Annotated in this window: 27 protein-coding genes; 23 read left to right on the top strand and 4 right to left on the bottom strand. The window is 38.5% G+C overall.

Translation table 11 applies throughout. The features are described from left to right. Positions 1 to 27: 27 nt before the first annotated feature. The 17 genes from AC1TPB_RS11985 (at position 28) to AC1TPB_RS11905 (ending at position 17,360) form a co-directional block, all read left to right on the top strand. Entirely contained in the window at positions 28 to 837 is an 810-nt protein-coding gene (locus AC1TPB_RS11985; RefSeq protein ID WP_482076698.1) for an alpha/beta fold hydrolase, read from the top strand. Between the two features lie 130 nt (positions 838 to 967). Continuing rightward, positions 968 to 1,192: a hypothetical protein gene (locus AC1TPB_RS11980; protein WP_482076697.1), complete on the top strand. Its 225-nt coding sequence runs from the start codon at positions 968 to 970 to the stop codon at positions 1,190 to 1,192. Between the two features lie 2 nt (positions 1,193 to 1,194). Continuing rightward, positions 1,195 to 1,539, top strand: coding sequence for a zinc-binding dehydrogenase (locus AC1TPB_RS11975; protein ID WP_482076891.1), 345 nt, complete (start codon positions 1,195 to 1,197; stop codon positions 1,537 to 1,539). Positions 1,540 to 2,283: 744 nt separating this feature from the next. Next, the gene (locus AC1TPB_RS11970) at positions 2,284 to 2,970 is read left to right on the top strand and encodes a pseudouridine synthase (protein WP_482076696.1); all 687 of its coding nucleotides are present in this window, start codon (positions 2,284 to 2,286) and stop codon (positions 2,968 to 2,970) included. 799 nt (positions 2,971 to 3,769) lie between these two features. Beyond that, positions 3,770 to 4,261: an RNA polymerase sigma factor gene (locus AC1TPB_RS11965; RefSeq protein ID WP_482076695.1), complete on the top strand. Its 492-nt coding sequence runs from the start codon at positions 3,770 to 3,772 to the stop codon at positions 4,259 to 4,261. After that, positions 4,258 to 5,190, top strand: a complete 933-nt coding sequence (locus tag AC1TPB_RS11960; protein WP_482076694.1) for a zf-HC2 domain-containing protein — start codon at positions 4,258 to 4,260, stop codon at positions 5,188 to 5,190. The genes AC1TPB_RS11965 and AC1TPB_RS11960 overlap by 4 nt, the downstream gene beginning before the upstream one ends. Before the next feature lie 268 nt (positions 5,191 to 5,458). Further along, positions 5,459 to 6,037: a TetR/AcrR family transcriptional regulator gene (locus tag AC1TPB_RS11955; protein WP_482076693.1), complete on the top strand. Its 579-nt coding sequence runs from the start codon at positions 5,459 to 5,461 to the stop codon at positions 6,035 to 6,037. A 246-nt stretch (positions 6,038 to 6,283) separates the two neighbouring features. Beyond that, positions 6,284 to 6,982, top strand: coding sequence for an SDR family oxidoreductase (locus AC1TPB_RS11950; protein WP_482076692.1), 699 nt, complete (start codon positions 6,284 to 6,286; stop codon positions 6,980 to 6,982). Between the two features lie 34 nt (positions 6,983 to 7,016). Beyond that, positions 7,017 to 8,096 carry an alkene reductase gene (locus AC1TPB_RS11945; protein ID WP_482076691.1) on the top strand — a complete coding sequence of 360 codons (1,080 nt, stop codon included), beginning with the start codon at positions 7,017 to 7,019 and terminating at the stop codon, positions 8,094 to 8,096. Positions 8,097 to 8,212: 116 nt separating this feature from the next. Then, positions 8,213 to 9,211: an NADP-dependent oxidoreductase gene (locus AC1TPB_RS11940; RefSeq protein ID WP_482076690.1), complete on the top strand. Its 999-nt coding sequence runs from the start codon at positions 8,213 to 8,215 to the stop codon at positions 9,209 to 9,211. An 85-nt stretch (positions 9,212 to 9,296) separates the two neighbouring features. Then, a complete protein-coding gene (locus AC1TPB_RS11935) occupies positions 9,297 to 10,532 on the top strand; it encodes an MFS transporter (RefSeq protein ID WP_482076689.1) in 1,236 nt (411 codons plus the stop codon). Positions 10,533 to 10,687: 155 nt separating this feature from the next. Continuing rightward, positions 10,688 to 11,752: a DUF2515 family protein gene (locus AC1TPB_RS11930; protein WP_482076688.1), complete on the top strand. Its 1,065-nt coding sequence runs from the start codon at positions 10,688 to 10,690 to the stop codon at positions 11,750 to 11,752. 175 nt (positions 11,753 to 11,927) lie between these two features. Next, positions 11,928 to 12,803, top strand: a complete 876-nt coding sequence (locus tag AC1TPB_RS11925; RefSeq protein ID WP_482076687.1) for a type II toxin-antitoxin system SpoIISA family toxin — start codon at positions 11,928 to 11,930, stop codon at positions 12,801 to 12,803. A 705-nt stretch (positions 12,804 to 13,508) separates the two neighbouring features. Further along, positions 13,509 to 13,934, top strand: a complete 426-nt coding sequence (locus tag AC1TPB_RS11920) for a MarR family winged helix-turn-helix transcriptional regulator (RefSeq protein ID WP_482076686.1) — start codon at positions 13,509 to 13,511, stop codon at positions 13,932 to 13,934. Between the two features lie 106 nt (positions 13,935 to 14,040). Then, positions 14,041 to 15,081, top strand: coding sequence for an LLM class flavin-dependent oxidoreductase (locus AC1TPB_RS11915; protein ID WP_482076685.1), 1,041 nt, complete (start codon positions 14,041 to 14,043; stop codon positions 15,079 to 15,081). Continuing rightward, the gene (locus AC1TPB_RS11910) at positions 15,071 to 16,207 is read left to right on the top strand and encodes an NtaA/DmoA family FMN-dependent monooxygenase (protein ID WP_482076684.1); all 1,137 of its coding nucleotides are present in this window, start codon (positions 15,071 to 15,073) and stop codon (positions 16,205 to 16,207) included. The genes AC1TPB_RS11915 and AC1TPB_RS11910 overlap by 11 nt, the downstream gene beginning before the upstream one ends. Before the next feature lie 43 nt (positions 16,208 to 16,250). Beyond that, a complete protein-coding gene (locus AC1TPB_RS11905) occupies positions 16,251 to 17,360 on the top strand; it encodes a Gfo/Idh/MocA family protein (RefSeq protein ID WP_482076683.1) in 1,110 nt (369 codons plus the stop codon). Between the two features lie 198 nt (positions 17,361 to 17,558). On the opposite strand, the gene AC1TPB_RS11900 is transcribed toward AC1TPB_RS11905, so the two are convergent. The 4 genes from AC1TPB_RS11900 to AC1TPB_RS11885 all read right to left on the bottom strand — a co-directional run bounded on the left by AC1TPB_RS11900 (position 17,559) and on the right by AC1TPB_RS11885 (position 20,123). Then, positions 17,559 to 17,987, bottom strand: coding sequence for a protein-tyrosine phosphatase family protein (locus AC1TPB_RS11900; protein WP_482076682.1), 429 nt, complete (start codon positions 17,985 to 17,987; stop codon positions 17,559 to 17,561). Between the two features lie 30 nt (positions 17,988 to 18,017). Continuing rightward, complete coding sequence (arsC, locus tag AC1TPB_RS11895; protein WP_482060850.1) at positions 18,018 to 18,440, bottom strand: arsenate reductase (thioredoxin); 423 nt, start codon at positions 18,438 to 18,440, stop codon at positions 18,018 to 18,020. A gap of 25 nt (positions 18,441 to 18,465) precedes the next feature. Next, a complete protein-coding gene (locus AC1TPB_RS11890; protein ID WP_482076681.1) occupies positions 18,466 to 19,758 on the bottom strand; it encodes an arsenic transporter in 1,293 nt (430 codons plus the stop codon). A gap of 80 nt (positions 19,759 to 19,838) precedes the next feature. Then, complete coding sequence (locus tag AC1TPB_RS11885) at positions 19,839 to 20,123, bottom strand: ArsR/SmtB family transcription factor (protein ID WP_482076890.1); 285 nt, start codon at positions 20,121 to 20,123, stop codon at positions 19,839 to 19,841. Between the two features lie 344 nt (positions 20,124 to 20,467). Here AC1TPB_RS11885 and AC1TPB_RS11880 point away from each other — a divergent pair, with 344 nt between their 5' ends. The 6 genes from AC1TPB_RS11880 (at position 20,468) to AC1TPB_RS11855 (ending at position 26,394) form a co-directional block, all read left to right on the top strand. Next, positions 20,468 to 21,802: an amidase gene (locus AC1TPB_RS11880; RefSeq protein WP_482076680.1), complete on the top strand. Its 1,335-nt coding sequence runs from the start codon at positions 20,468 to 20,470 to the stop codon at positions 21,800 to 21,802. A 73-nt stretch (positions 21,803 to 21,875) separates the two neighbouring features. Beyond that, on the top strand, positions 21,876 to 22,634 hold the full coding sequence (locus tag AC1TPB_RS11875) for a class I SAM-dependent methyltransferase (RefSeq protein ID WP_482076679.1): 759 nt from the start codon (positions 21,876 to 21,878) through the stop codon (positions 22,632 to 22,634). Positions 22,635 to 23,399: 765 nt separating this feature from the next. Next, the gene (locus tag AC1TPB_RS11870) at positions 23,400 to 23,750 is read left to right on the top strand and encodes a hypothetical protein (RefSeq protein WP_482076678.1); all 351 of its coding nucleotides are present in this window, start codon (positions 23,400 to 23,402) and stop codon (positions 23,748 to 23,750) included. A gap of 269 nt (positions 23,751 to 24,019) precedes the next feature. Then, complete coding sequence (locus AC1TPB_RS11865) at positions 24,020 to 25,759, top strand: phosphotransferase (protein WP_482076677.1); 1,740 nt, start codon at positions 24,020 to 24,022, stop codon at positions 25,757 to 25,759. Positions 25,760 to 25,783: 24 nt separating this feature from the next. After that, positions 25,784 to 26,089 carry a hypothetical protein gene (locus AC1TPB_RS11860; protein WP_482076676.1) on the top strand — a complete coding sequence of 102 codons (306 nt, stop codon included), beginning with the start codon at positions 25,784 to 25,786 and terminating at the stop codon, positions 26,087 to 26,089. 53 nt (positions 26,090 to 26,142) lie between these two features. Then, a complete protein-coding gene (locus AC1TPB_RS11855; RefSeq protein WP_482076675.1) occupies positions 26,143 to 26,394 on the top strand; it encodes a hypothetical protein in 252 nt (83 codons plus the stop codon). Positions 26,395 to 26,404 lie beyond the last annotated feature (10 nt).

Genomic DNA, 26,404 nt, shown 5'->3' with positions numbered 1-26,404 from the left:
AAAATTCTAGATAACTACGAATCCTACTTGCAATTGTTTGATGAACAGTTTGAAAGAATTTACGTAGACACACGTTTTGGTAACACTCATACTTTGGTCACTGGACCCACTAATGGAAAGCCAATCTTTATATTTCAAGGAGGAAACTGCATCAACCCTATGACCTTATCATGGTTTTCTTCATTACTTAAGGAATACCGAATATATGCGCCAGACACAATTGGACATCCAGGATATAGTGCAGAAACAAGGATTTCAGCACAAGATGAAAGCTTTGCTTTGTGGGTTTCTGACTTAATGAAATTTTTCAATATAGAGAAAAGTGCATTTATCGGTCCTTCGTATGGTGCTGGTATTATTCTGAGACTAGCTGTATTCATGCCAGAGAAAATCTCATGTTCGATTTTGGTTTCCCCGTCTGGTATACAGTTAGGTTCCAAAATGAAAATGATACAAAAAATCTTGCTCCCTATGATATTGTTTAATATGACTTCATCTCAAAAACAACTACAAAAGATTGCTGATGTAATGTCGTATAATACTATGAAACCAATGGATAAGCTTATTATTGGTGATATTTTCACACATGTAAAATTGGAACAGGATATGCCAAAACTTACAGTGAAAGAGGAATTACTTAGCTTTTCATCTCCTACAATGGTAATAGTCGGTAATCAAGACATCTTTTTTCCATCAGATAAAATTATTAATAAGGTCAAAATAATTATTCCCAACTTAGCAGGAATGATCAATTATGAAATGGGGCATTTTCCTTCCGAAGAGTTCTTGGAGAAAATCAATATGGATATAAGGAAGTTCCTCACTGTATACTATTGACTATCATGAGTTTAGTAACATCGAAAGAATATTTTGCATAATTAAGGAGAGGTGTATATGAAAGGAATTCTAGTAACTAGCTGTTGTAAGTGTAGGTTCAGAAGTTAACCAGTTTAAAGAAGGAGATCGTGTGGTTTCGCATCTTTACACAAAATGGGTTGATGGGGCAGCAAGCGAAGACTATGCGCCAACAGCAGTGGGTGGACCGAATGATGGTGGCCTAGCGGAATATATGTTGTTAGATGAATATGCAGCAGTAATGGCGCTAGCTAATTTAACAGATGAAGAGGCTTCAACACTACCAATCGCAGCATTAACAGTGTGGATACGCCAGATTGGTAACAAGAAGTATTAAAACTGACGAATGGTAAAGGTGCTCAACATATTTTAGAGGTTGTTGGTGGAGATAGTATTAATCGTTCGATCGAGGCGCTTGCGCTACAAGGACATATTTATATCATTGGATTCCTGAAAAGCATGATGGCGGAAGTGAATTTATTCGCATTATTAGCGAAACAAGCACATATTCAAGGCATCTATGTCGGTCACCGCAAAGCATTCGATGATATGAACAAAGCCTTTAATGAACTAAATATCCATCCAGTAATCGATACAGTGTACTCATTCGACGAGGCTATCCAAGCCTACGAGCATCTAGGTCGTGGTGCTTTTGGTAAAATTGTCATTAAAGTTTCTGAATAAGTCAAAGGAAAGATAAAACTAACCTTACAAAACAGGGAACAGTCATCATTTATTTGATGGCTGTTCCCTGTTAATATTTACATTGAAAGGGGGGTATTTATTACCCCATACAAAGTTTGATTATATGTGAATTGTTCAACGTCCTAGTGGCAATAAAAATAACTAAACGTTGCCATACAGAGTAGGTTCTATCCTGCAGTAAAGAAATAATGAAGGAGAGTTTCCTGTGATCGAAATTGATGCAACAAGATGAGATTGATAAATCAGATACTCCCGAAGCAATTGACGATTTTTATAGCTCTGTTAATTTCAAAGTCAATTTTATTGTTTACAGCCAGCCTATCCTATTATATTGTTAAATTAGAATATTTATCTAACTTATACTGAATTTAAACAATATGATTTCTACATTAGAAGCAATAGAACTACAGAGATTTTTTTAACTGGAGATGAGAAAAGCACGAAGATTCGATTAATTCGCATCGACACTCCTGTAACTACATTATTTTACTCCATATTAAAGCGATGTGCTCCTATGGTACTATATGATTTAGTTCACAAAGATACGATCATACTTATTTTACCGTAGTTTTCCCATATTATGGTATGTTCCTGTGGCTCCTGGACTGGCTGCATCTTTTGGACGAGTTGGCGGCGTGATCGGTCCATTCCTGGTGGGTATGTTAGTTTTGCGAGAAGTAGCAATCACCACTGTCTTCATAAAAGTAGGAAAGTAGGCTCAGCATGAGAATCAATAAATACATAAGTGAAACTGGATTTTGTTCGAGGCGGGAAACTGATCGACTAATTGAAGCAAAAAGAATTACGATAAATGGTGTTGTATGTGAGGCAGGGGCCGATGTAAATCCGAGTGATGTTGTACTTATAGATGGAGCTCCGATAGCCAGTAAAGCGGAGCCCGTCTATCTTGCACTCAATAAACCAATTGGGGTTACTTGCACGGCATCAAAAGAAGTGGCAGGAAATATTATCGACTTTGTAAATTATCCTACTCGGATCTTTGCTATCGGCAGATTGGATAAAGCATCAAAGGGACTAATTCTGTTAACGAACGATGGAAATATTGTCAATAAAATGATGCGCTCAGAGAACGGTCATGAAAAAGAATATGTGGTGACAGTGGACAAGCTCATCACTCAACCATTTATAGAAGAAATGTCCAGCGGTGTGCCTATTCTGGGAGTAATGACGAAGCCCTGTAATGTTTTTCGAATAAATGACTATGAGTTCCGAATTATTTTGACACAAGGTCTAAATCTTCAAATCAGGAGAATGTGCAAAGCTCTAGGATATAGAGTGCAGAGACTCGAGCGAGTTCGAATTATGAATATTACTATTGATGAATTAGATAGAGGACAGTGGAGAGAATTGGCAGACGATGAATTAATAGCACTCTTCGCTCAATTATAATAAACATACCTAAGCGATTGCACCACTAACCGTTATTTGTAGCAACAACTCCATCGGAGTAGACTCAACTATCGGGCAGGTTGCGGAATGATATAATCGAAAAAGATAATTGAGATGATTTAATAGGGATATAAAAGCGAGGCAAGTAAGAGATAAGAGGATAAAGATGTTTGAACCTATAACAGATTATGACTTTAGGATATATTCTGATGACAGAAAATCACACATAACCTCCTTCCTAGTTTATCCTGTTCCATTGATGTGATTAATAACAAATTTGCAGGTTGGAATGTAAATGTATGGTTTTCAATAGACGAGCTGATACAATTTATTAATCAAGTTGAGATTGGGAATGTTTCAACAAAATGCAGTTTACATGCAATGTCTCCAGAACAATTCACGATGTCAGTTGAACGAATCAATCGCAGAGGAGACTTTGTAGTTACATATTTATTATCAAATTCAAGTATTACTTCAAATAGGCATATAAATTCGACTTTAGTTGGAGATTTCCATTTTAATCAAGAATTTATTTTTTCAATCATTCAGGACCTAAAACGGTTTTCTTCAGTAACGTAACGAAACTTCAGGCTGATACCGATTTTAGATTCAACTAACGGGCAGATAATTTCCAATATGTGGTATATTTTGTTTATACCACACTTGCGGATTTCGCAGATTCTGGCTACGCAAACGGAGTGCTGGACGATATTTTGTTCGCACTCCTTTTTTTTGTGACTATTTCGGAATGCAGTTGTCTAATAGATATGCGGTTCTTCATGGGAGGAGAGGTGAACGGTTGAACGATTTTACGGATTTGTATAACAAATATGCTGAGCCAGTCCGCCGATTTTTGTTGTCGTTGACGCAAAATGAAGAATCAGCAGAAGAGTTAACGCAGGAGACGTTATACCGGGCTTTCCTACATATCAATAGTTTCAGAGAGGAGAGCTCCCTCTACAGCTGGCTGTGCCAAATTGCCAAAAATCTTTATTTGAACGAGCGTAAGAAGCTCGCTAAAAGGCAAGCTTCCGCTACTACGGACTTGCTTGAAGGCATGAACGGCGACGAATGGACGCTAGCGTTACTTCTCAGGGAGCAAGCGATGTTGATTCATCAGGTGCTGCATTCGTTGCCCGAGCCCTATAAGGAAGTGTTTACTCTTAGAGTGTTCGGCGAGCTCAAGTTCAAAGACATTGCTAATTTATTCGGCAAGACGGAATCATGGGCGAAGATGACGTTTTACCGTGCGAAGGAGCGAATTGTAAAAGGAATGGAGGAGAAAGCATGAAACAGCCTTGCAACGTGGTGTATGATTTGCTTCCGCTTTATATCGATGGGGCATGTTCGGAGGAGAGCAAGGAACTCGTCGAAGAGCACTTGACGGAATGCCCGGGGTGCAGAGAGAAGCAGACGGCGATGACCAATGAGATGGTGGAGGGAAGCCTGCTCCAACCTTCAGAAGATCAGCCGACCGTCATGAATCACGATCTCGCTGCGAAGAGAGTGTTAAAACGAATTAAGCGAAGATGGACTCTTAGCGCGGCAGCTCTTCTGTTACTCATACCGTTCATATGGATGGGCGTGAATCAGTATCGGGGTGAAGGGATTTCTTACAAGAATCTTTATGATCATTACAGCGCGTCCAGGTTTTTTCATACTATAAAAGAAGGAGACTATGAGGAAGCCTTTTCTTATGTGTATGTAAAATATTATTACGAGGATTTGCGAGAAAGTTTACCACTCGTTGCGAAGGAGCTCCGCAAGGAAGATTTCCATTACGAGAAGCTTGAGGATGGAAAGTTTTATTATACGAACGAAAGTACGAAGATTTCCGAAGAGGGCATCGATGAATGGTTGGGGGATCGGAATGAATATTATAACAAAAACAAAGATTTGACGTATGAGCAGTTCTATGAGATTAGTAAAATAAATTTTATAAGGAATCTGCAGCAGTGGACAGAAAACGGATACCAGATTACAGGATTTAGCTGGGATTCCTCTTATTCCACAGATGTAGTACACCGTGATGATCTCAATCATATTGATTTCAGCGTCCGTGTCTGGGATCGCGACCAAACGACGAGGACAGGCGAAATAAGTCTCGTTGGAAACGACAAAGGAAAATTTTTGTTCACTGGAGGTTCTTATAAATCTGGAGATGAGAAAAGAGAACTTCTAATCGGGAGCCTAATCTCGGCAATATCGATTTCGGATTAAGATGGTTGATAACACATCAATAGATAACAATTCTTCGCTAGCGCGTTTCTTAGTTTCATTGGTCTATAGATATAAGTTCTAGTTCTTGTCTATTTCTCCGAACAAGAACTTATATCTGTAGCCGATAATGGACAAGCACATGTATAGCTTTCCGTAATGAAGGAAGCGATTAAATCTCCGATATCAACTAAAAATGTAATGAACAAATTCTCTTTCTTTACTGATCGTTCTCAATATGTTATATTATCGATGGGAGGAGGAAAACATAATGGCAAGAAGCAAGGAATTCGAAGAGAACGTAGTATTAGATAAGGCGATGAAACTCTTTTGGGAACAAGGTTATGAGAAGTCATCTATGACAGATCTGGTCGAGCATATGGGCATCCATCGCAGAAGTTTGTATGACACATTCGGCGACAAACATACGCTGTTTTTGAAGGCTATGGATCGATTTCGCGATAAGGTGAATGCTGAAATTGCAGGACAAGTTAAACGCTCTAAGACTGCAACGGAGGCGCTAGAATTTATTTTTGATTTCATGATAAATGGTGAAGAGGATTCTCCTTCTGGCTGTTTAATGGTGAATTCAGCGGTGGAGTTGGCAATGCGCGATGAAGATGTGGATTCAAAGTCAACGGAATCGTTCACATTATCAGAGCAGCTATTCACGGATATTATTCTGTGGGGGCAGCAAAATGGGGAATTCAACTTAGATTGCAATGCCAACGAACTTGCGGAACAATTGCATGCTGTTTGTGTTGGGTTAAGGGTAATGACAAGAACCTCCATGCCGAAAGAAAAAATACAACGCATAGCAAGTTTTTCTATAAAACTATTAGATAAGTAACTATTTTATATTTAGGATGACTGTTCCTGTTCCTATTTTAGTAAGCCCGTAGTTACTTATCATAAGAAAGATGTAAGGGTAATGTTCACTATGTACATTTTAGAATGATCGTTCTCGAATTTGTTTCTAAGCTTGCTTGAAGTTTTCTCTATGTGACCCATTCTTTTGCGTATTTTAGAATGATCATTCCCGAATAGGTGTTGTACAAAAAAAGAATTTATACATGAGTAATAGGAGATGATAAAATTGAAAATTTCTGAACAAGTCGCATTTGTCACTGGAGCAAACCGCGGCTTAGGCCGCCAACTAGCTCTTGAACTTCTATCAAGAGGGGCAAAAGTTTATGGTGGTGCACGTAATCCGGAAACTATTGACATTCCAGGTGTAATACCTGTGAAGCTAGACATTACAAACCCTCAAGAAGTAGCTGCTGCTGCTAAGGTCGCTAAGGATACTACACTTTTAATCAACAATGCTGGTTCGTCTACAGGCGCTTCTTTACTAGACGGTGATCTTGATAAAATACAATTGGAGTTTAATACACATTTCTTTGGCACGCTTTCCATGGTTCGTGCTTTCGCACCGATTATTACAAATAACGGAGGAGGATCGATTCTCAACATTCTTTCCGCCTTGTCTTGGGTTAGTTCCGGATCTGTTGGGGCATATACTGCTGCAAAGGCTGCTGAGTGGGCATTGACGAACGATCTGCGGTTAAATCTGTATCCTCAAAATGTGAAAGTAATAGCATTACATGTGGGCTATATGGACACAGATATGACGAAAGGGTTAGAAGATTCCAAATCCAATCCAAAAGATATCGCCAAAATAGCTATTGATGGCATAGAAGCTGATCGCTTTGAAATTATTGCTGATGACATAAGCCGTCACATACAAAGCGCACTTGCAGGTGGTGTTTCTGCGATATACCCACATTTATCTTAATACAAATGACAAATTTAAAAGAGGAGTGTAATAAATGGATAAAATATGGAGCAAAACAAAAATTGGGAATTTGGAATTATCTCATCGCCTAGCAATGGCACCAATGACACGTAGTAGATCGAATGAAGATGGTACACCGGGAGAATTAACTGCCCTTTACTATACTCAACGAGCGTCAATGGGACTCATAATTACAGAAGGTACACAACCTTCTGATGATGGTCAAGGATACTTATTGACACCTGGAATATATACGGATAAGCATATTGAAGGATGGAAAAAGGTTACCAATGCAGTGCATGAAGCAGGTGGATATATATTTATCCAATTAATGCATGCTGGTCGCATGTCGCACCCAGACAATACACCACATCATCGTCAACCTGTTGCACCATCTGCAATCGCGCCAGGTGCTGAAGTGTTTACCGCTAAAGGTAAGCAGGACATCCCTGTTCCTCGTGAATTAAGTATAGGGGATATTCAAACGACCATTGCTGACTTCCGAAAAGCAGCAGCTGCGGCAATTAAAGCAGGTGCGGATGGCGTTGAAATTCACGGAGCAAATGGGTATCTGATTAATCAATTTATAGGTGAAAATTCGAATACACGTACAGATGAATATGGCGGATCTATAGAAAATCGTACTCGCTTCGCGATTGAAGTAACGAAAGCAATCGTCGAAGAAATTGGAGCAGAAAGAACAGGTTTCCGTATTTCGCCAGGAACACCTCTTGGTGGGATTCAAGATGGTGAACATGGCCCTGAACTTTATCGTTATCTTGTAAAAGAATTAGCTCAATTGGATTTAGCTTATCTTCATATCATGCATCTCGGGAACGAAGAGTTGCTCCAAGACATTCGCTCAATCTGGACAAATCCTATGTTAGTTAATCGTGCCGGTCGAGCTTTAGAAAATTTAAGTGTCGATCTTGATAACGGTCTTGCTGACCTAGTACCCGTCGGTGCATGGTCATTAGCTAATCCGGATTTGGTAGAACGACTGAAAAAAGGTTCTCCATTAAATTCAGCAGATCCTACAACATTTTACGGTGGCGGAAGTAAAGGTTATACGGATTATCCTACAATGAAAGATTTGGAACAAGAAAGTAAATAGCTGGTATTGAAAAAATGGCGTACAACTAAATGATTGTACGCCATAAATTTATCTGGAATAATCATTGCACTTTAATAAAGCGAGAACACAACACTGTAGTGAAAGAGGATGAAAACATGAAAGCCGCTCAAATGTTGAAATATTCTAAAGAAATACAAGTGGTAATTAATGATGTTAAGATGCCGGAAATCAAAAACGATCAGGTTCTTATTAAAGTGAAAGCTGCTGGTGTAAATCCATTAGATATACTAATTCTAAATGGCAGTGTTCGCATGGTAACTGATTATAATTTCCCACTAACTTTAGGGAATGAACTTTCCGGTGTTATTGAGGCTGTTGGAAAAGATGTTGTAAACTTTCAAGTTGGTAACCACGTATATACGAGGTTACCAGTGAATCAAATAGGTGCTTTTGCCCAATATGCGGCGGTCAATGCAGAAGCTATATCTATCATGCCTAAAAATCTATCGTTTAATGAAGCGGCAGCAGTACCTCTCACTGCTTTGACTGCGTATCAAGCATTACATGACGTGCTCCATGCTCAGCCTGACCAAAAGCTATTTATTCCCGGAGGCACTGGCGGCTTTGGTGCTATGGCAATCCCGATCGCTAAATCAATGGGGTTATATGTTATTACAAGTGGAAGTGAACGAGGTAGATCTCGTACATTGTCAATTGGAGCAGATCAGTTCATCAATTATTATGAGGAAAACTATGCTGATGTTCTCTCTGATATAGATTATGTGATCGATACGTTAGGAACGAAAGAAATAAAAACTGAACTAGCTATTTTAAAACCTCAGGGGAAATTAGTCTCATTGAAAGCAGTCCCTAATTATCGCTTTGCCGTTGACAATAATTTTCCGCTGTGGAAAAAACTATTGTTTGGTTTGGTCGGTGCACGTTTTGATTCTTTAGCTCGCAAACATAATAATGAATATCATTTCTTATTTGTACAAGCCAACGGAAGTCAATTACAAGAAATCACTACACTTGTGGAAAAAGAAGATATTAAACCTTCTATAGACTCAACTTATCCGTTTGCTGACATAAACAAAGCATTAACCAAAGTTTCTACTGGTCACTCCCAAGGCAAAGTTATTGTAACCTTTTAAATTATTAGACGGGGAAGACTGTTCTTATGGTACTATATGATTTAGTTCGTAAAGATACTATATATAATAACAGGGAGCAAAGATTATGAAGATATCAGCTTTATTACGCGAACCCAAACAACGGAAACTGTTGTTTAGTGCGGGGTTAAGCTGGCTGTTTGACGCGATGGAGGTTGGGATGATCTCCTTCATTGTTACAGCACTGGCTGTAGAATGGCATTTGGGTGCACAGCAGGTAGGACTAGTCATGGCTATTAATTCGATTGGTATGGCGGTAGGAGCTGCGATGTCAGGGTTGCTTGCTGATCGATATGGACGAAGGGCGATTCTGATTTGGACATTACTTATTTTCTCCATCGCAAGTGGCTTATCAGCATTGGCAACCAGTTTTGTCGTACTATGTGTACTACGCTTCATAGCTGGATTCGGCCTTGGCGGTGAGCTGCCCGTCGCGACTACGCTCGTATCAGAGTCGGTACCTATAAAAGATAGAGGACGTGCGGTTGTTCTACTTGAAAGTTTTTGGGCATTGGGTTGGATTGCTGCGGCACTGATCGCTTACTTTGTTATTCCTGCATATGGCTGGCGTATGGCCTTTGTAATCGGTGCATTTCCAGCTTTCTATGCGTTATATCTTAGGAGAGCCATTCAAGACTCGCCAACCTTTAATAAACAACAAAGTCGAAAGCTTACTTATAAGGCTAGGGTGGCAACTGTCTGGTCCATCAAACACCGTAAGTCGACGATTACTTTGTGGATCTTATGGTTTACCGTAGTTTTTTCATATTATGGTATGTTCCTGTGGCTCCCATCTATCATGCTGCTAAAAGGCTTTGATCTCGTGACAAGCTTCCAATATATACTGATCATAACACTGGCACAGATTCCAGGCTATTTTACTGCGGCATACTTTATTGAGAAATTCGGTCGAAAATTCGTTCTTGTTGTTTATTTGCTGCTAACTGCGTTAAGTGCAGTGTGGTTTGGAAATGCGGAGACGGAAGGAATATTAATTGCATCTGGAATTTGTCTATCCTTCTTCAACCTTGGTGCATGGGGTGGCATGTATGCTTACACACCTGAGTTGTATCCTTCGACAGTGCGGGCGACCGGTGTTGGACTGGCTGCTTCATTTGGACGAGTTGGTGGCGTTATCGGTCCCTTCCTCGTGGGTATGCTAGTTGCACGAGATGTAGCAATTACCACTGTGTTCATGATATTTTTTATTACAATCGTAATTGGAGCACTTACTGTGCTGTTTTTTGGCAAAGAAACAAAGGGTATAGACCCTGATAAAGACGCTGCAGATGAGATCGCTTAGTTGTCTGCATAATATCCTTGTCATCAATTTCTAATTCCCTTAATAAAATAATCATATAGACATCGGTTTCCATAAGGGAGTGGGTTAATATCTTTTCCACCAGAAAACGCCAAACAACACCACTTGAAACGATTCGCAAGGAATTAAAGAAAAAAATGAAACACTCCACTTCCATTTCGAATAAGCTAACTTTTTCAGAGCAAGAGCTTTTGAATAAAATTAGACGGATGACTGGGGAGCACAATCTAAATAATGTGACCCGAACCAAGGCCTATCTCGAGGTTTATCTTCGGCATCCTGAAATCCACTGGGCATTTTTAGGACATATGGTATCACGGAACGGCGGATGGAATATGACCGATCTCAAGGGAGAGTTTCTATCCAAACTACTCTCACGGAAGGAGCAGGAATCGTTTTTTCATTTTTTAGAACGCGGTAACTGGCTGATTTTCCAAGATATATACCCGCAATTTCTGCTTTACGATGAGAGTTTAAGACATAATAGACCCATGTTTTATCTACTCCCTCAACTAAATATTTCTATGTTTATGGAGACGGTTTGGAACTATTTTTGGAGAGTTCGAGATACGTATATTCTTTGTATAGCGTTAGTCATCAATGAACAAAGCTACCTGGAACAAAGGGTCGTTCAAAATCCCCATTATCAAAAAGAAATATTCAACAACATCGGATTTCATCTTCAGAACTGGCTGCCACTGAATTACATTGTTTTCCCTTCGGAGGGTAACAATGTTAAGGGGCAGACTCTTCAACAATTCCAGTCTCTCCATGAGCGAATTTCACTTGGCAAAAGGCTGTATGCCGTTTTATTTAAAAATACAGATTTTCATAGACAGGCCCTGGGTTGGGCGAAATATCATCCGCATACTGGATCAAGGAAAGATTATTGGCCGCATTTATTCAATAATGTAAATGAAGCTATACCGGGAAAAACTTATCCATTAAGGTTAAAATCGTGCCGGCTTCGCAAGGGAGCAAGGAGAATTTACAGCCCAAAACTTGAACATTCTTGGAAAAATGTCAGCCAGCCGGAAGCAGAACCGGGGGATTGGTTTCAAGATGTAAGCGTGGTGGATTATTTAGAGGATGACCTAGATATGATAGACGGAGAGATTAAGAATGAATACTGTAAGACATTGGAGTTGCTCGAGGTTGCCGCAGTTGCCAAAAAAACAATTAACTTTTTTGAACTAAAATAATTTAGTATGTGCAGTAATCAAAATTAACAAATAAGAATAAGTGGGTGTCAAAGGCTGATCTTCAGATTATTGATGATCAGCCTTTGACATATTCGGCAGCCCGATCTTGAGAAAAAATGAATAGTGAAGGAGTAAAGATTATGAAGTATAATGGGAAAAGAAAGGAGGTATACGATTGGTAGCAACTTGGTATATGGTTTTAATATTCATCATATTTTTGGTGGGGATCGCATTCAGCATAGGTCTATACATTTGGAATCGAGAGTTTTATCTGAAGCATCGCGTAGCTATTCGAAAGATATATTACGGTGTGGTTGTTGTATCGTCCTTCTTTTTATGGTTATTTGGCGTATTTCCCGATGTGGGAGAAAACCTTCAGCATTTGATCACTCTAGTGATAAGTGTAGTTATCATTGATCTATTCGTCTTTCAAACACCTGATATTACGAAGTTCATGTCGAATGAATTAAAGCAAGAAGGGTTAGTTGATAGTATCAATAAAAATCGGGGAACGTTTATTGAGTTAAGTGAAAAACTCATTAAAGTAAATCAAATAGTGCCAAAAAATATGTCTGACTGGCATATGGATGAGTTTCAATTCACTTCTGAAAAATATGAAGAATCAGTTCTCGCATATTTAAGAAGCTTTGCATCATCGTTCCAGTTTGATGTCTATTCTTATATGGTAGAGTCTTCTCCTATTGAGAGGGAGTTTAAAGAGAATGTAACAGCTGCCTACAATGAAATTATGAAGGATCACAACCTCTCTTTAAGGGGAGTTGGCATGAGAAGTAGTCAGGGTATCAAGACGATTCTTGAAGGAGAAAACATCGAAATAATTGAAAGTGATTGCTCCTCTGTGTTATTCCCTTACTTTGGGGAGTATTACAATTTGATCTTTCTTGTTAGTTCGAGGAAAAAAAGTGAGGTGACAGGCGCAGATGCTTCTCTAATGTTAAATCTGTTATACACGTTCGATTTGTGGTTAAAAGCAAACGAAGATGATTTATTGTCTCATGATGTTGAAATCGATGATGAGTCAGAGTCATGAGAATAAGTTGGAAATCCATTGATACATATGATATGATAAAGCCAACAGTGAAAGGAGAGTGGAAGATATGTCAGTTGAGTCACCTTTAAAACCACAACGAAATAAACAAACAAATCAGGCTTCCCGTCACAGCACTGTGCCTCCTAGAAATCCGAATAAACGACCAACAACCATTAACATGGAACGCTCAATTGGACGAATGAAATCAAACGACATGGACGTAATTAGACGAGCTAAATAAAATAAATGAAAAAGAGAAAGCGATTGTATTATTGCTTTCTCTTTTTTTTGGTTACTTTTCCGATTTTTCGCATAAACTATTGAAAACAATCGGAAAAGGTGTGTTCTAAGTTATGGAGAAAAATCAAAAAAGATTAGCGCCCAAGAATCCAAATAAGCGAGCATGTGTAGCAAAAAATATCACTTTCACGGTTCAAAAGGAAAATGAGAATTGGATCCGTCTTCTGTCTAAAAAATCACCGCTTTAAAAATAATGCACCTGCTAAATATGATGATTAATAGCCAAGTGAAATAGAAGATACTCTTCTCCGACAAATGTTCTTGTCTTTTTCTCGGGGATTTGTAATTTCTTTTTCAGATATTATACGGAGCCATAAGTTTAGATTCCGAAGTATGTTGACTCATAAATTTGACTGTGATATATTTAGCTTACTAAATAAATTATAACTATTTGAGGGTTGCCACATGAGCGATAAAGTTGATTGTGATATTCGTGAGTTGTTTGATAAAATATCAGCTCGCACGCGTCGAGATTATAGCGAAAGTCTTAGAGATCTTAATCTTTATGTAGGCCAGGATAATTTACTTTATCGATTGTGGTCAGGTGATGGCGTCACACAAATGCAGCTATGTGAACACTTAAAATGTGAACCACCTACTGTATCTAATATGGTTAAATCTCTTGAACAAAATGGATTTATTTATCGAAAACGTGATGAAATAGACGCAAGGGTTATGCGAATATTTCTAACTCAACAGGGTAAAGAACTAGAAGAACCTATAACTATCAAGTGGAGACAGCAGCAAGACAAATTACTTCATTCGATTTCACCAGATGAACGCTTATTACTAAGACGACTTATGAAGCAAATGGAGAGTAACTTATTTTAAGTTCTCTTTAATTGAAACTTATTTAGCAAGCTAAGTAAATGTTTAGCAAGCTAAATAAATCTGAAAGTACCACTATCAATAAATTTGTTATAAAGGAGTAAATCCCATGAATCCAACTTTGAAAGAACCAACGTTAAGATTATCGATATTAGATTTCGTACATGTATACAAGCACTCTACCCCTAAGGAAAGTCTTGAAAATACGACTGAGGTAGTCAAGTTAGCTGATCAACTAGGTTATACGAGATATTGGTTTACTGAACATCACAATACATCAAGTCAAATCAGCACGTCGCCAGATTTGCTAAGTCTACATGCAGCATCCCATAGCCAACACATTCGTGTAGGTTCAGGAGGGATAATGTTGCCTAACTATAGTCCATTGAAAGTGGTTGAGAACTTTAGCCTACTTGAAGCTCTTCACCCAGGAAGGGTTGATCTTGGAATAGGTAGAGCTTCAGGAACAGATGGTCTAACGGCAAGGGCATTACAAGTATCACGTGATGATTTTTCAGTTCAATTAGACCAATTGCTTTCCTTCTTTTCGCGAAGTTTTCCTGACAATCATCCATATCGTAATATTAATCCTCCTGGAGATGCATCTTTGATCCCCGATATATATATGTTGGGATCAAGTCAGGGAGGTGTGCAGTTTGCAATTGAAAAAGGGCTCGGGTTTGCATTTGCTGCACATATATCCCCAAAATGGGCAATACCAGTTTTGAGATCGTATCGCGAGAATTTCACACCTTCATTGTATATGAATGAACCTAAAAGTATGTTGGCTATCGCAGTTATTACTGCGGAAACTGAAGAAGAAGCAAAATATTTGAGTGGTCCGGTAGAACTCATGTGGGCAAGAATGGTTACTGGATCACCTAATTTAACCTTCCCTAGCTTAGAAGAAGCAGCAACACATGTCTATACTCCCGATGAAGAAAGAGCTAGAGAATATAATCGAGATAGATTTGTTATCGGAAGTATTGAAAGTGTAGCCGGCCAACTAAGAAAAATGGTAAAAGAAGTTTGGGTTGATGAAATTATGATCGCAGATTTTTATCCCGAACAGACTGCACGACTAAAAGCATATCAATTATTGGCTAAAGAATTTAACCTTAATAGAAAAGTGGGACATCATGCGAAATAAAAAACAACTTAAAATAGGCGCAATTGTCGATGGCCTAGGTTGGAGTCATACAGCATGGCGTCATCCTGATATGCCTACCAATGCAAGCGAGAATATAGAGTTTTATGTAACTAAAGCCCAAAGATTAGAAGCAGGTAAATTTGATATGATCTTTTTAGCTGATGTAAGTCATGTTGGACCTGGAATGATACCACACTATTTAAGCATGTTTGAAGGTATTTCGATTCTGTCGGCACTTAGTATGGTAACTAGTCATATTGGACTTGTCGCAACCATTGCAACGTCCTATGCAGACCCCTTTACAGTAGCTAGACAAATAGCATCACTCGATAAAATAAGCAAAGGGAGAGCTGGTTGGAATGCCATTACTTCAAATCCAGGAGGGTTGGCTAACTATAGTAGGAGACATCTTTCGAAGTCTGATCTTTATCCGATGAAAGAGGAGTTTCTGGAAGTTGTTGAAGGACTCTGGGATTCTTATGAAGATGATGCTTTTATTCGGGATAAAAAAAGTGGGATCTTTTTGAATCCCAATAAGATGCATCCCTTGAATTATAGAGGAAAGTACTTTTCAGTTGATGGTCCATTAAATATTAGTCGTTCTGCTCAAGGTAGACCTGTGATCTTTCAAGCTGGAACTTCTAACGAATTTATGGATATCGCTTCTAAACATGCGGAAGGCGTGCTTGTAAATGGGGATGATTTTCATTATGCCAAGCAATTCAGTCATGAGTTAAAAAGAAGAGTATCTACTGCAGGAAGAGCAACTGATGACTTCCTCATTATGCCTACGCAAAGTCCTATTGTAGGAAGAACAGAAGCAGAAGCAAATGAAAAATTTCAAGAGTTAGAACGTTTAATGCCCCCAGGCTATCGCTTACCGAAGCCATTATTTTTCGGGTCAGCGGACGATGTCGCTGATCAAATTCAACATTGGCATGAAGAGGGAGCAATGGATCTACTGTTACTTAGACAGGAGCATCCTTCAGGTTTTGATGACTTTATTGATTTAGTAATTCCTATACTACAGAAAAAAGGTATCTTCCGCACAGAGTATGAATCCTCTACATTACGCGGAAACTTAGAACTTCCCTACATTGCTAATAGATACGCTATGAAGAAGTAATTCTAACACAATCTTATAAATTGAAATTAAGGAGCTGTTTTTCATGAGTAAAAAATTACGAGTAGGTATTATAGGAGGTTCTATTAATAACGGATGGGCTAGAGGGACACATATTCCAGCAATTGAGCACCTAAATGAGCTTGAACTCACGGCAGTTGGGACGAGCAATATGGAGAGTGCCAAGCAAAGCGCTGAAGCCTTCAAAGCAACTCATGGTTTTGATAAAGTGGAAGATTTGGCTCAACATTCCGATGTGGATATAGTGGTCGTCAGTATCAACGTAAAGGAACATTATGACGCAGTAAAAGCTATTATTCCTGCCGGAAAACCGATTTATTGTGAATGGCCTCTAGGATCTAACACGGCTGAAGCGCTCGAAATGAAGGAATGGGTGGAGTCCCGACAATTGCCAAATGCGATTGGATTGCAGTCAAGACAGGCCCCCGCAATCAATTATGTGAAAGATTTATTGGCGGAAGGCTATGTTGGAAAACTTCTGTCGGCCAATTTAAAGATCTCTATTGATGGAATGGGTGGAGTGGCTGACAAGGCTACTGCTTACCTATTTGATCGGAAGATAGGGGGGAACTTACTCACTATTGTAGGCGGACATAATCTTGATGCATTTACCTACATGCTTGGAGAGTTCAAAGAACTTTCAGCCGTCACTGCGCAACAATTTCCAGAAGTCGAATTGGTGGATATTCAAAAAGTCATTGAAAAAACGACAGATGATCAAATACTGATTACAGGAAAATTGACCAACGACGCAACTGCCAGTGTTCATATACAAGGGGGAGTTAAGCACCACACGGGGCTTACTCTTGAAATTTTTGGAGACAAGGGAACGATCGTACTCAATGCGCCGGCTACGATTCAATTTGGATCACACCAATTATGGGGTGCAGTTCATAATGATAAAGAGCTTCATGAATTAACAATCCCAGATTCTTATTATTGGGTACCAGATTCCCTTAAAAACGATGCAGGGTTTGTTCTGAATGTCGCTCAGGCGTACAGTAAGTTTGCTAAAGATATACAAGAAGCAACATCCCTAACACCTAGTTTTGCGGATGCGGTAAAACTGCATCAACTTCTTGATGCGGTGGAAAAAGCAGCACAAACTGGAGAACGTCAGTATCTTTTGAAATAATATCTTGTGTTGTTGTGCTCACTGGAAACAGTATTTCAACAACACATGGGCAGCTGACAAGAGAATCAGCTATTTCGTGTAAACTTATTAAGTTATTAAATTGTTGAACATGAAAATCAAGTATGAACACACTATTAATATAAGTTCATGTAGAAAAGGAACGTTTACTGGCAATCTGCCTTGCAAACGTTCCTTTTATTATGAATATATGGCTTCTAATGATTTTCGCTGCGCTGGCTTAATATTTAATATAGAGCGGATACTTTTGGCTTGCTGCTCAGCATCTTTAATGGTATTGGCTAATCCTAATTCGAGGAGAGTTCCAAAAGCAACAGTCCCTGTACGACCTTTACCACCTCCGCAATGAAAAGCGACCTTTTTTCCTTCTCTGTAGGAATCGACTACAGCCTTAATCGCTGATCGTAGTAATTCAACCTGTGGAGCATTAGCTTCATCACCCAATGGCACCTTGATCCATTCTAATCCTTCACGAGTCGCAGCACACTGCTCTGATTCTTCTCTTAAATCAACAACAACCTCAACATCTTCAATATTCACCATTGTTTGTACGTCTTGGGCACCGCCCATATATATTCGACCCGGTATTAATTCATGATATGTTTTCATATTAGACTTCTCCTTGGACTGTTAATAGATTTATTTTCCTTCTTTCACAAAGGTTTCGATACGCGACTTAATTGCATCTCGAACGTTACGGAATTGTGCCATAATTTCTTCTTCTGTACCCGTAGCTTTGGCAGGGTCATCGAAGCCCCAATGCCATTTCACTACATTAGGATTAGAAACAACAGGACAATGCTCATCAGCATGACCACAAAGCGTGATGACATAATGAGCGCGATTCAAAACCTCCGGATCGATCACATTAGATGTGTTTTGGCTAATATCAACGCCTGCTTCAGCCATTACTTGAACTGCTCTTGGATTCAAACCGTGAGCTTCCAGACCAGCACTTTTCACTTCGTATTGATCACTTCCGAGAGCATTAAGAAATCCATCCGCGATTTGACTTCGACAAGAGTTACCCGTACATAAGAAATAAACCAGTTTCTTTTCCATTTTTAAGATCTCCTTTGAAATTCAATTAGTGTATAATACTAAGCCATAAGTAAAGGCCTAATAGTGTAATAAATAGTACAGGAAGTGTTAAAACGATTCCGATCTTAAAGTAATAACCCCAAGTAATTTTTACACCTTTTTTGGATAGTACATGAAGCCACAATAAGGTAGCTAATGAACCAATTGGAGTAATTTTGGGGCCTAAATCAGAACCGATTACATTCGCATAAATTAAAGCTTCTCTTATCACACCACTTGTATCGGTGCCTTGAATAGCCAGAGCATCAATCATAACCGTAGGCATATTGTTCATAAGTGAAGAGAGTATAGCGGCAATGAAGCCCGTTCCAATCGTTGCCACGAATAAACCTTGATCCGCTGTCCATTGAAACACTTTTCCAAGCTGATCCGTAAGACCAACATTGCGAAGCCCATAAACCACAACATACATACCGATAGAAAAGACGACAACTGACCAAGGTGCTCCTTTGATCACTTTACCTGTTTGAACAATCGAACTTTTACGTGCTGCAATAATAAATATAATTGCTGCTATACCTGCAATAATCGACACAGGAATATGGATAAACTCACTGACTAGGTAAGCAATGAATAGAGCAGCTAATACAATCCATGATAGCTTAAACATGCGCATATCTTTTATCGCGTTACGAGGGAGTTTTAGCTGGTTGAGATCATAGGTTTTAGGAATGCTTTTCCTGAATAGCAAAAATAAAACGAGTAAACTAGCACCAACTGCGAAGAAATTTGGAACAATCATTCGACTTGCATACTCTGCAAATCCAATTCCGAAGAAATCGGATGAAACGATATTAACCAAGTTACTGACAACAAGTGGGAGAGAGGCAGTATCAGATATAAACCCGCTTGCCATAATGAAAGGCAGTATCATTCGATCGTCAAATTTTAATGCCCTAACCATAGCAAGCACAATGGGAGTTAAGATCAGTGCAGCTCCATCGTTCGCGAAGAAAGCTGCAACAGCTGCTCCTAGCAAAACCACGTAAGTAAACATAAGATAGCCGTTCCCTTTCGCGAACCGGGCCATATGAAGAGCAGACCATTCAAAAAATCCAATCTCGTCAAGGATGAGTGAAATAAGAATAACTGCCACAAATGCAAGTGTCGCATTCCATACGATGCCTGTGACATCCCAAACGTCCTGAAGGTCGACGACCCCAAATAGAAGGGCAAGGGTTGCTCCGCCAAGAGCAGAATATCCGATGTTTAGACCTTTAGGCTGCCAGATGACGAAAATAAGTGTAATAATAAATATAATAGCCGCAATAACTAACATATGAACCTCCTAAAACTTTTTGTAGCTTTCATTTACACATCTTAGAAAACAAAAAGTGACTTTGAAAGCATAAGCTTCTTTTAATTACAACATTCCGGATTTAACTTATTTAATTGATTCTTCATGGAAGGAAGCTCTTCAATAATACCCTTTAAATATGGTTTATCCTCTACATTCAATGAATAATAAATCCATTGGCTACGCCTAGTTTCTGAGACAAGTCCACCTGTTTTTAATTTTCTTAAGTGCTGACTTATGTTTGGCTGCGTAGTTTCTAGAATATCGACGATATCGCATACACACAGTTCTTTCTCTTTAAGGAGAGCAAGTATGTTTAAACGTGTTCTATCAGCAAGTAACTTCATTGTTTCTGCAAGTGTTTCTGTGTTTTTTGTCAAAAAATTTCACTCCTTTACTTTATCTCGAGATTAGCTGTAGGAGTAACCACACTCCATACCGTTCCTTTACAGTTTTTATTATACACATTCTTCTATATAAGTAAACAGTTATATTAGTGTTTGATTATATACAAACCCCTCCTTCAAAAATACCTGCAGATTGCAAGTATTGAAGTTATAACTCCCATGGAAGAATGCATTAACTTCTATCATCTGTGGTGTGGTACTTTCGCTGCATGTATGGCTAACGGGCAGTATAATTAAATGAATTTCGAATATTTGACATAATTAGCAGCAATAATAAGGGGAATTTGAGTCCATATTATGGTAAATTGGAAATAGAAGAAAATAACTATAAATGGGGGATAATAATGTATCTTGAGCGAGCATCCTTATTCACTGACAATGCTTCATTAACTGATTATCTAGATAATTTTTATAATCGTTATTCTGAAGTTGAACTGCATGTAAACGCTTTTATTTCTGAAGGGAATCTAAAAGAACGCCTCGAATGTGATACGAAGAACTTATTAGAAAAGTTCCCTAGCCATTATGATAGACCTCCATTTTTCGGTATTCCATTTGCAATCAAGGATTTGATACATGTAGATGGTTTTCCGACTAGGGCAGGCTCAAACCTTCCAGTTGTTGATTTGACTGCGAGTGAAGGGTCCTTTATTTCAAAAATTCGTTCACTGGGAGCAGTTATTGCAGGGAAAACCATTACAGAAGAATTCGCTTATCATAGTGTTATATCTACCCGAAATCCACATAACATTGAACACACACCTGGCGGTTCAAGCGCTGGTTCAGCCGCTTCGGTTGCCGCTGGAATATGTCCAATAGCTATTGGCACTCAGACCCTTCGTTCGGTCATTGCTCCTGCCTCATTTTGTGGTGTAGTTGGATTTAAACCTAGCTATGGGCGAGTTGCTTTAGATGGGGTTATATTATTATCACCCTCTTTTGATACAATTGGTTTTTTTACTCAAGACATTGAAAGCATGGAATATGCAAGTTCACAATTAATTCCTGACTGGCGTACCTTCCATTCTAATCAAAAGCCTGTTTTGGGGATACCAAATGGAATGTTTATGACATTGATGTGTGATGATGTCAGAAGGGCTTTCGAAAACCAGCTACTATTATTGGAGCAAGCAGGGTACCAAATTCGCAATGTAGATATGCCGTGGGATGATTCCTTGATAGTAGGCGACGCCATGATTCGATTAGTTCAGGGAGAAATGGCTCAGGTTCACGATAATTGGTTCCAACAGCATGAGCAACTATATGGCTCTTCAGTAAGAGAAGCCATTATAAACGGTCAAACCATACCATTAGAGGAGTTAGAACAATACCGTATTGGACAAATGAAATTAAGAAATGATTTGGAACAAGCTAAAATGAAGAATGGCATCGATTTGTGGGTTTCACCAGCCCAAGGTGGAGTGGCACCAAAAGGTTTTAGCAAAACAGGTTGGGCTGGTATGACCGCAATTTGGTCTTACGTAGGACTTCCAACAATAAGCATACCAGCAACAAAAATTAATGGAATGCCACTAGGCTTCCAATGTATAGGTAGTTTTATGGAAGATGAATCTTTAACATATTGGGCAAAAGATTTAGAGCGCAGCTTATTGAACTAACTGGCAGGATAATCCAATAAACACATCGAATAAAAGACGGTTGTAAGATTTAAACTTGGGAGGATGAATTTACATGTTGGAATCCATAAAGGAAGACTATATTTTATCGAATAAGAAAAGTTGGGATGAAGTAGCTCCCCGATTTTTTGGAAGGACTGCACTTCCAGTTTACGGCCCATTCTTGCCCACAGAAAACGAATTAAACTTATTTGGTGATGTAGAGGATAAAATAGTCTTAGAAATTGGTTGCGGAAGTGGCCACTCTTTAAATTTCATGGCCTCACGTGGAGCCTCAGAGCTTTGGGGAATTGACTTATCCGATACTCAAATCGAGACTGCGTGGGATTTGCTTTCGGCTCATAAATCAAAATTGAATCTTTTCCAAGGACCAATGGAAAAGAACCCTGGTATTCCGAGTGATTATTTTGATATCGTTTATTCCATCTACGCCATTGGTTGGACCGTTGATTTGCCAATGACATTACAGCAAGTATTCAGCTACCTGAAACCTGGTGGGACCTTTATTTTTAGCTGGGAGCACCCGTTACATAATCGAATTAAACAGGAAGGCGAGCAGTTTGTAATTAAAAAATCTTATCATGAGGAAGGTCCTCAACAGTGTGAACCATGGGATTTGCCAGCTATGATGAATCAATTAAAACTCAGTACATATATAAATGAGCTAATTCAGTCTGGATTTCAAATTGAAAAAGTGATTGAAGATGTTGTCATCACAGAGGAAATAAAATCAAGAGATTCGGCAGTGTGGTATACACATCAAAAGGCATCATTAATACCTGCTGCATTTATTATAAAATGCACTAAAAAATAAATTTCTCAAAAGCTGATGATTCTTCAATTCAAAAACCGCGTTAAATCAACGACTCCAATCTATTATTTGTTATCCAAGCTGATTTCATTTTAATATGTCTGTAAAAATAGGAAAAAGGAAGAGCTTGATTTGTAATTTATCTAGTTGAGAGTGACCTTTCAACAAAGTATTGAAATGTCACTACATCATAGTTGTTGAAGGAATGACATAGGGTTTAAGTGAGACCCTAATAATCAGACTAAGCGAGGTCATATACAAGCGATCATTGAGAGATAGTTGAATCTTTTACTCAATTGATCGCTTGTTTGTGGTTTTTATGGTGATAAATGAAACATTTGAATTGGGGGATACGACTTCTTCGAACATTGCACACCTACGTAAATCTATATTGAATTGACGAGAAATCTTGCTCATCGGAAGGGAATGTTATCTAATTATTTGTATAGTGCTATTTTCATTATATGGTAGAATATAGTTGATTGTATTAAATGAGACTTAGTGAAGTGTAAGCCAGTACGATTTGTGACTAGGAGAAAAGGAAACAAAAGTGATTGTGCCAAGTTTATGATTGGTTATACCGTATTTATGAAGAAAGCGAAGGATCTATTATCTCCGTTCCTTGGGGAGGGGCTATTGCTTATTGGGCAAATATTCGAAGACGAATCAATTCAATAGATTCATCCTAAATATATTGCTCCGCTTTTCTTTGAATTACAAAGACTTGTGTACGATCACGAAGAAGAGAATCGATTGATAAAAGAATTCATGGCTGAATTGTCCTATGAAATTAATGGACCAAAAGGCACTCCAATATCCTTCGAAGACCAGAGTCTTGAGACGATTATTTGTAGGGAATTGAATATTTATAAGGATGATCTTACTGATCAAAATTTATTAAAGTTACGCAGTATTTCCCCAAACTATAAAGATTCACCAATTAGTCGCTTGCAGGGAGTGAACCATGCTAAGAATTTACGAAATATAACGATTGAAAATCATCCGGAATTCGATTTAACGGAGTCAAAACAATTACCATTCTTCTCCGTTTCCCGACAAATTCTCATATTGATGCTATGTCGAACCAGATTAAAGACATTAGACCGCTTAATGAATTGATTCATCTTGACTACATTAATTTAAGGGACAATCCAGTAGAGAATATACATGAGCTAAAACTTCCAAAACTACGTTATCTTTATGCAGATGGCATTAATACGGAGGATTGGAGCTTTCTTCTGACGAATTTTCCAAAGTTAAATACGTTTCGGTATCTATGGAAGGAATGACAGTCGAGGAAAAGAGAAGCATTAAGAACGTGAAGAAGCAGAAGGAATTTGAAGTTGTTTTGTGAATATAAGATTGTTTAGGATAAGGAGCTACAATCCGTGTTGGATATAAGAAGATACTCTCAGTTTGAAAAAATCAAGCCGATAAACAAAGGCTGGTCGAGCGACAAAAAGTATTATATTGAAACCTTAACCAACGAAAAATGGTTGCTTCGCATAGCTGACATTTCAGAATATGACAATAAGAAAAATGAATTTGTAATGATGAAACGATTAGCAGAAAGCGGTCTCCCTATATCGCAGCCTATTGATTTTGGTATTTGTGATAACGGAAAAAGTGTTTATTCGCTGTTTAAATGGTGTGACGGTGAAGATGCAGGGATTGTACTGCCTAAGATGACTGAAACTATGCAATATGAACTCGGTGTAAAATCAGGGGAAATACTAAGGAAAATTCACGAGATTCCTGCACCAGTCGATCAAGAAGAATGGGATAAACGTTTTAATCGAAAAGTAGATGGGAAAATCCAAAAATACAATGATTGTATCATAAAAATAGATGATGATGATAAAATTCTCGCCTATATTGAGGCGAACCGACACTACCTTAACGGGAGGCCGCAGTGTTTTCAGCATGGCGACTATCATGTGGGTAATATGGTTATTTCACCAGAAGGAGAACTAAGCATCATAGATTTTAACCGTAATGATAATGGCGACCCCTGGGAAGAATTCAACCGAATTGTATGGAGCGCTGCAATCAGCCCGCACTTTGCTACCGGGCAGCTGAATGGTTATTTTAATGGTAGGCCGCCTGTGCAGTTTTTTAAACTTCTAGCTTTTTATATAAGTAGCAATATGCTGTCTTCAATACCTTGGGCAATTCCATTTGGTGAGACTGAAGTTACCGTTATGAAAAATCAGGCTAAAGATGTTTTAACTTGGTTTGAAGGTATGAGAAATCCTATTCCGACTTGGTATTTGGCAGACTTCTATATTCAGTACATAAATAAAATTCCATATAAAATAAAATCACCTTTTGATTTCTCATTTATCGAGAAGTATGGTGAGGTTTTCAAGGTTTATGATGATCAAGATTCTGGTAATATCTGCTTCGGTGTAAACAATGGTGATCAGAATTATTTTATAAAATTTGCCGGTGCACCAACAGAACAATATACTGGAAAACCCGAAGATGCGGTAGCAAGATTGAAATCCACCGTTCCAACTTATCTGAATTTGGCGCACGCTAATTTAATAAGATTTATTAAGGCGGAAGAAGTAGGTGGAGGATTTGCCTCTATTTTTGAGTGGATAAATGGCGAGTGTATGGGGAAAATGTATCCACTTTCAAGAGAAAAGTTTTTGCAAATGTCTGACAGCATAAGGCATGAAGTATTTAGTGACATATTGACCTTTCACATTCATGTTGTAAAACAAGGATACGTTGCAATTGATTTTTATGACAGTAGTATTATGTATGATTTTGGTGCGAAGAAGACATACATTTGTGATATTGATCTTTATTCCAAGGTGCCTTATATAAATACGATGGGCAGAATGTGGGGGTCATCACGCTTTATGTCGCCGGAGGAATTTACTCTTGGTGCAGATATAGATGAGATAACTAATGTATATCTAATGGGAGCTACTGCGTTTGCTTTGTTTGGTGAGGAAAAAGACAGGTCAATTGAAAAATGGCGATTGAACGATGAATTATGCAAAGTGGCGTTAAAGGCAATCAACGATAATAGAGGCCAGCGTCAGCAGTCGCTTGCAGAATTTGAGCGCGAGTGGGAAGAGGCTTGCATTAAATTAGATTACAAGCAGCAAAAGTAATATGTAAGGTGTGGAGGTAAGGGAATGTATGTACAAATTTTTCTAGGTATTTTGATGCTTTTAAGCAGTTTCTTTCATTTTTTAAAAGTTAAAGTTCTTCTTAGAAAATCTATAATAGATTTTTTGAGTGAGGATGAGCTAGCCTCATTCCAAAAAGGACTGATTTTCCCACACATCTTATTAGGAATTACTTTCATTATAATGGCAATTGTAGAAAACATGGGTATCCTTCCAACACCAGTAATTGTAGTGATATATATTATATTAGGTGCTGTTTCATTAACCATGATTTTCAAAAACAACAAAAAACACTTAGGCTACTATTATTAAGCAGGAATGAAATTAGCTACTGGAGAAATACATAAATTAATACCATTAAGGGGTTGAATATTCTGGTAATTCAAGCTGTGCTTTTTGATTTAGACGGTACGTTATTGGACCGAGATACCTCTCTTGCCTTATTTGTTCGTGATCAGTACGATCGTTATACACAACTACAAGTGGTTGATAAAGAGGTTTTTGTACAGCGTTTTATAGAGCTCGATAATCATGGGTACGTTTGGAAAGATAAAGTTTATCAGTATCAGATTGCTGAGTGCTCGATTGATGGAATAGAGTGGACAATTCCAGTATGATAATTTTAAA

It is taken from the genome of Paenibacillus sp. Y951, assembly GCF_056786395.1.
Note: the sequence above shows the minus strand (reverse complement) of the source record. Positions and strands in the feature narration are given on the sequence as shown.

Bases quoted from the DNA above. Each gene is read 5' to 3' on its own strand.
- AC1TPB_RS11930 (WP_482076688.1), top strand. From the start codon at position 10,688: ATGAAACACTCCACTTCCATTTCGAATAAGCTAACTTTTTCAGAGCAA.
- AC1TPB_RS11935 (WP_482076689.1), top strand. From the start codon at position 9,297: ATGAAGATATCAGCTTTATTACGCGAACCCAAACAACGGAAACTGTTG.
- AC1TPB_RS11970 (WP_482076696.1), top strand. From the start codon at position 2,284: ATGAGAATCAATAAATACATAAGTGAAACTGGATTTTGTTCGAGGCGG.
- AC1TPB_RS11960 (WP_482076694.1), top strand. From the start codon at position 4,258: ATGAAACAGCCTTGCAACGTGGTGTATGATTTGCTTCCGCTTTATATC.
- AC1TPB_RS11920 (WP_482076686.1), top strand. From the start codon at position 13,509: ATGAGCGATAAAGTTGATTGTGATATTCGTGAGTTGTTTGATAAAATA.
- AC1TPB_RS11870 (WP_482076678.1), top strand. From the start codon at position 23,400: ATGGCTGAATTGTCCTATGAAATTAATGGACCAAAAGGCACTCCAATA.
- AC1TPB_RS11900 (WP_482076682.1), bottom strand. From the start codon at position 17,987: ATGAAAACATATCATGAATTAATACCGGGTCGAATATATATGGGCGGT.
- AC1TPB_RS11940 (WP_482076690.1), top strand. From the start codon at position 8,213: ATGAAAGCCGCTCAAATGTTGAAATATTCTAAAGAAATACAAGTGGTA.
- AC1TPB_RS11955 (WP_482076693.1), top strand. From the start codon at position 5,459: ATGGCAAGAAGCAAGGAATTCGAAGAGAACGTAGTATTAGATAAGGCG.
- AC1TPB_RS11945 (WP_482076691.1), top strand. From the start codon at position 7,017: ATGGATAAAATATGGAGCAAAACAAAAATTGGGAATTTGGAATTATCT.
- AC1TPB_RS11905 (WP_482076683.1), top strand. From the start codon at position 16,251: ATGAGTAAAAAATTACGAGTAGGTATTATAGGAGGTTCTATTAATAAC.
- arsC (WP_482060850.1), bottom strand. From the start codon at position 18,440: ATGGAAAAGAAACTGGTTTATTTCTTATGTACGGGTAACTCTTGTCGA.
- AC1TPB_RS11915 (WP_482076685.1), top strand. From the start codon at position 14,041: ATGAATCCAACTTTGAAAGAACCAACGTTAAGATTATCGATATTAGAT.
- AC1TPB_RS11885 (WP_482076890.1), bottom strand. From the start codon at position 20,123: ATGAAGTTACTTGCTGATAGAACACGTTTAAACATACTTGCTCTCCTT.
- AC1TPB_RS11875 (WP_482076679.1), top strand. From the start codon at position 21,876: ATGTTGGAATCCATAAAGGAAGACTATATTTTATCGAATAAGAAAAGT.
- AC1TPB_RS11910 (WP_482076684.1), top strand. From the start codon at position 15,071: ATGCGAAATAAAAAACAACTTAAAATAGGCGCAATTGTCGATGGCCTA.
- AC1TPB_RS11860 (WP_482076676.1), top strand. From the start codon at position 25,784: ATGTATGTACAAATTTTTCTAGGTATTTTGATGCTTTTAAGCAGTTTC.
- AC1TPB_RS11890 (WP_482076681.1), bottom strand. From the start codon at position 19,758: ATGTTAGTTATTGCGGCTATTATATTTATTATTACACTTATTTTCGTC.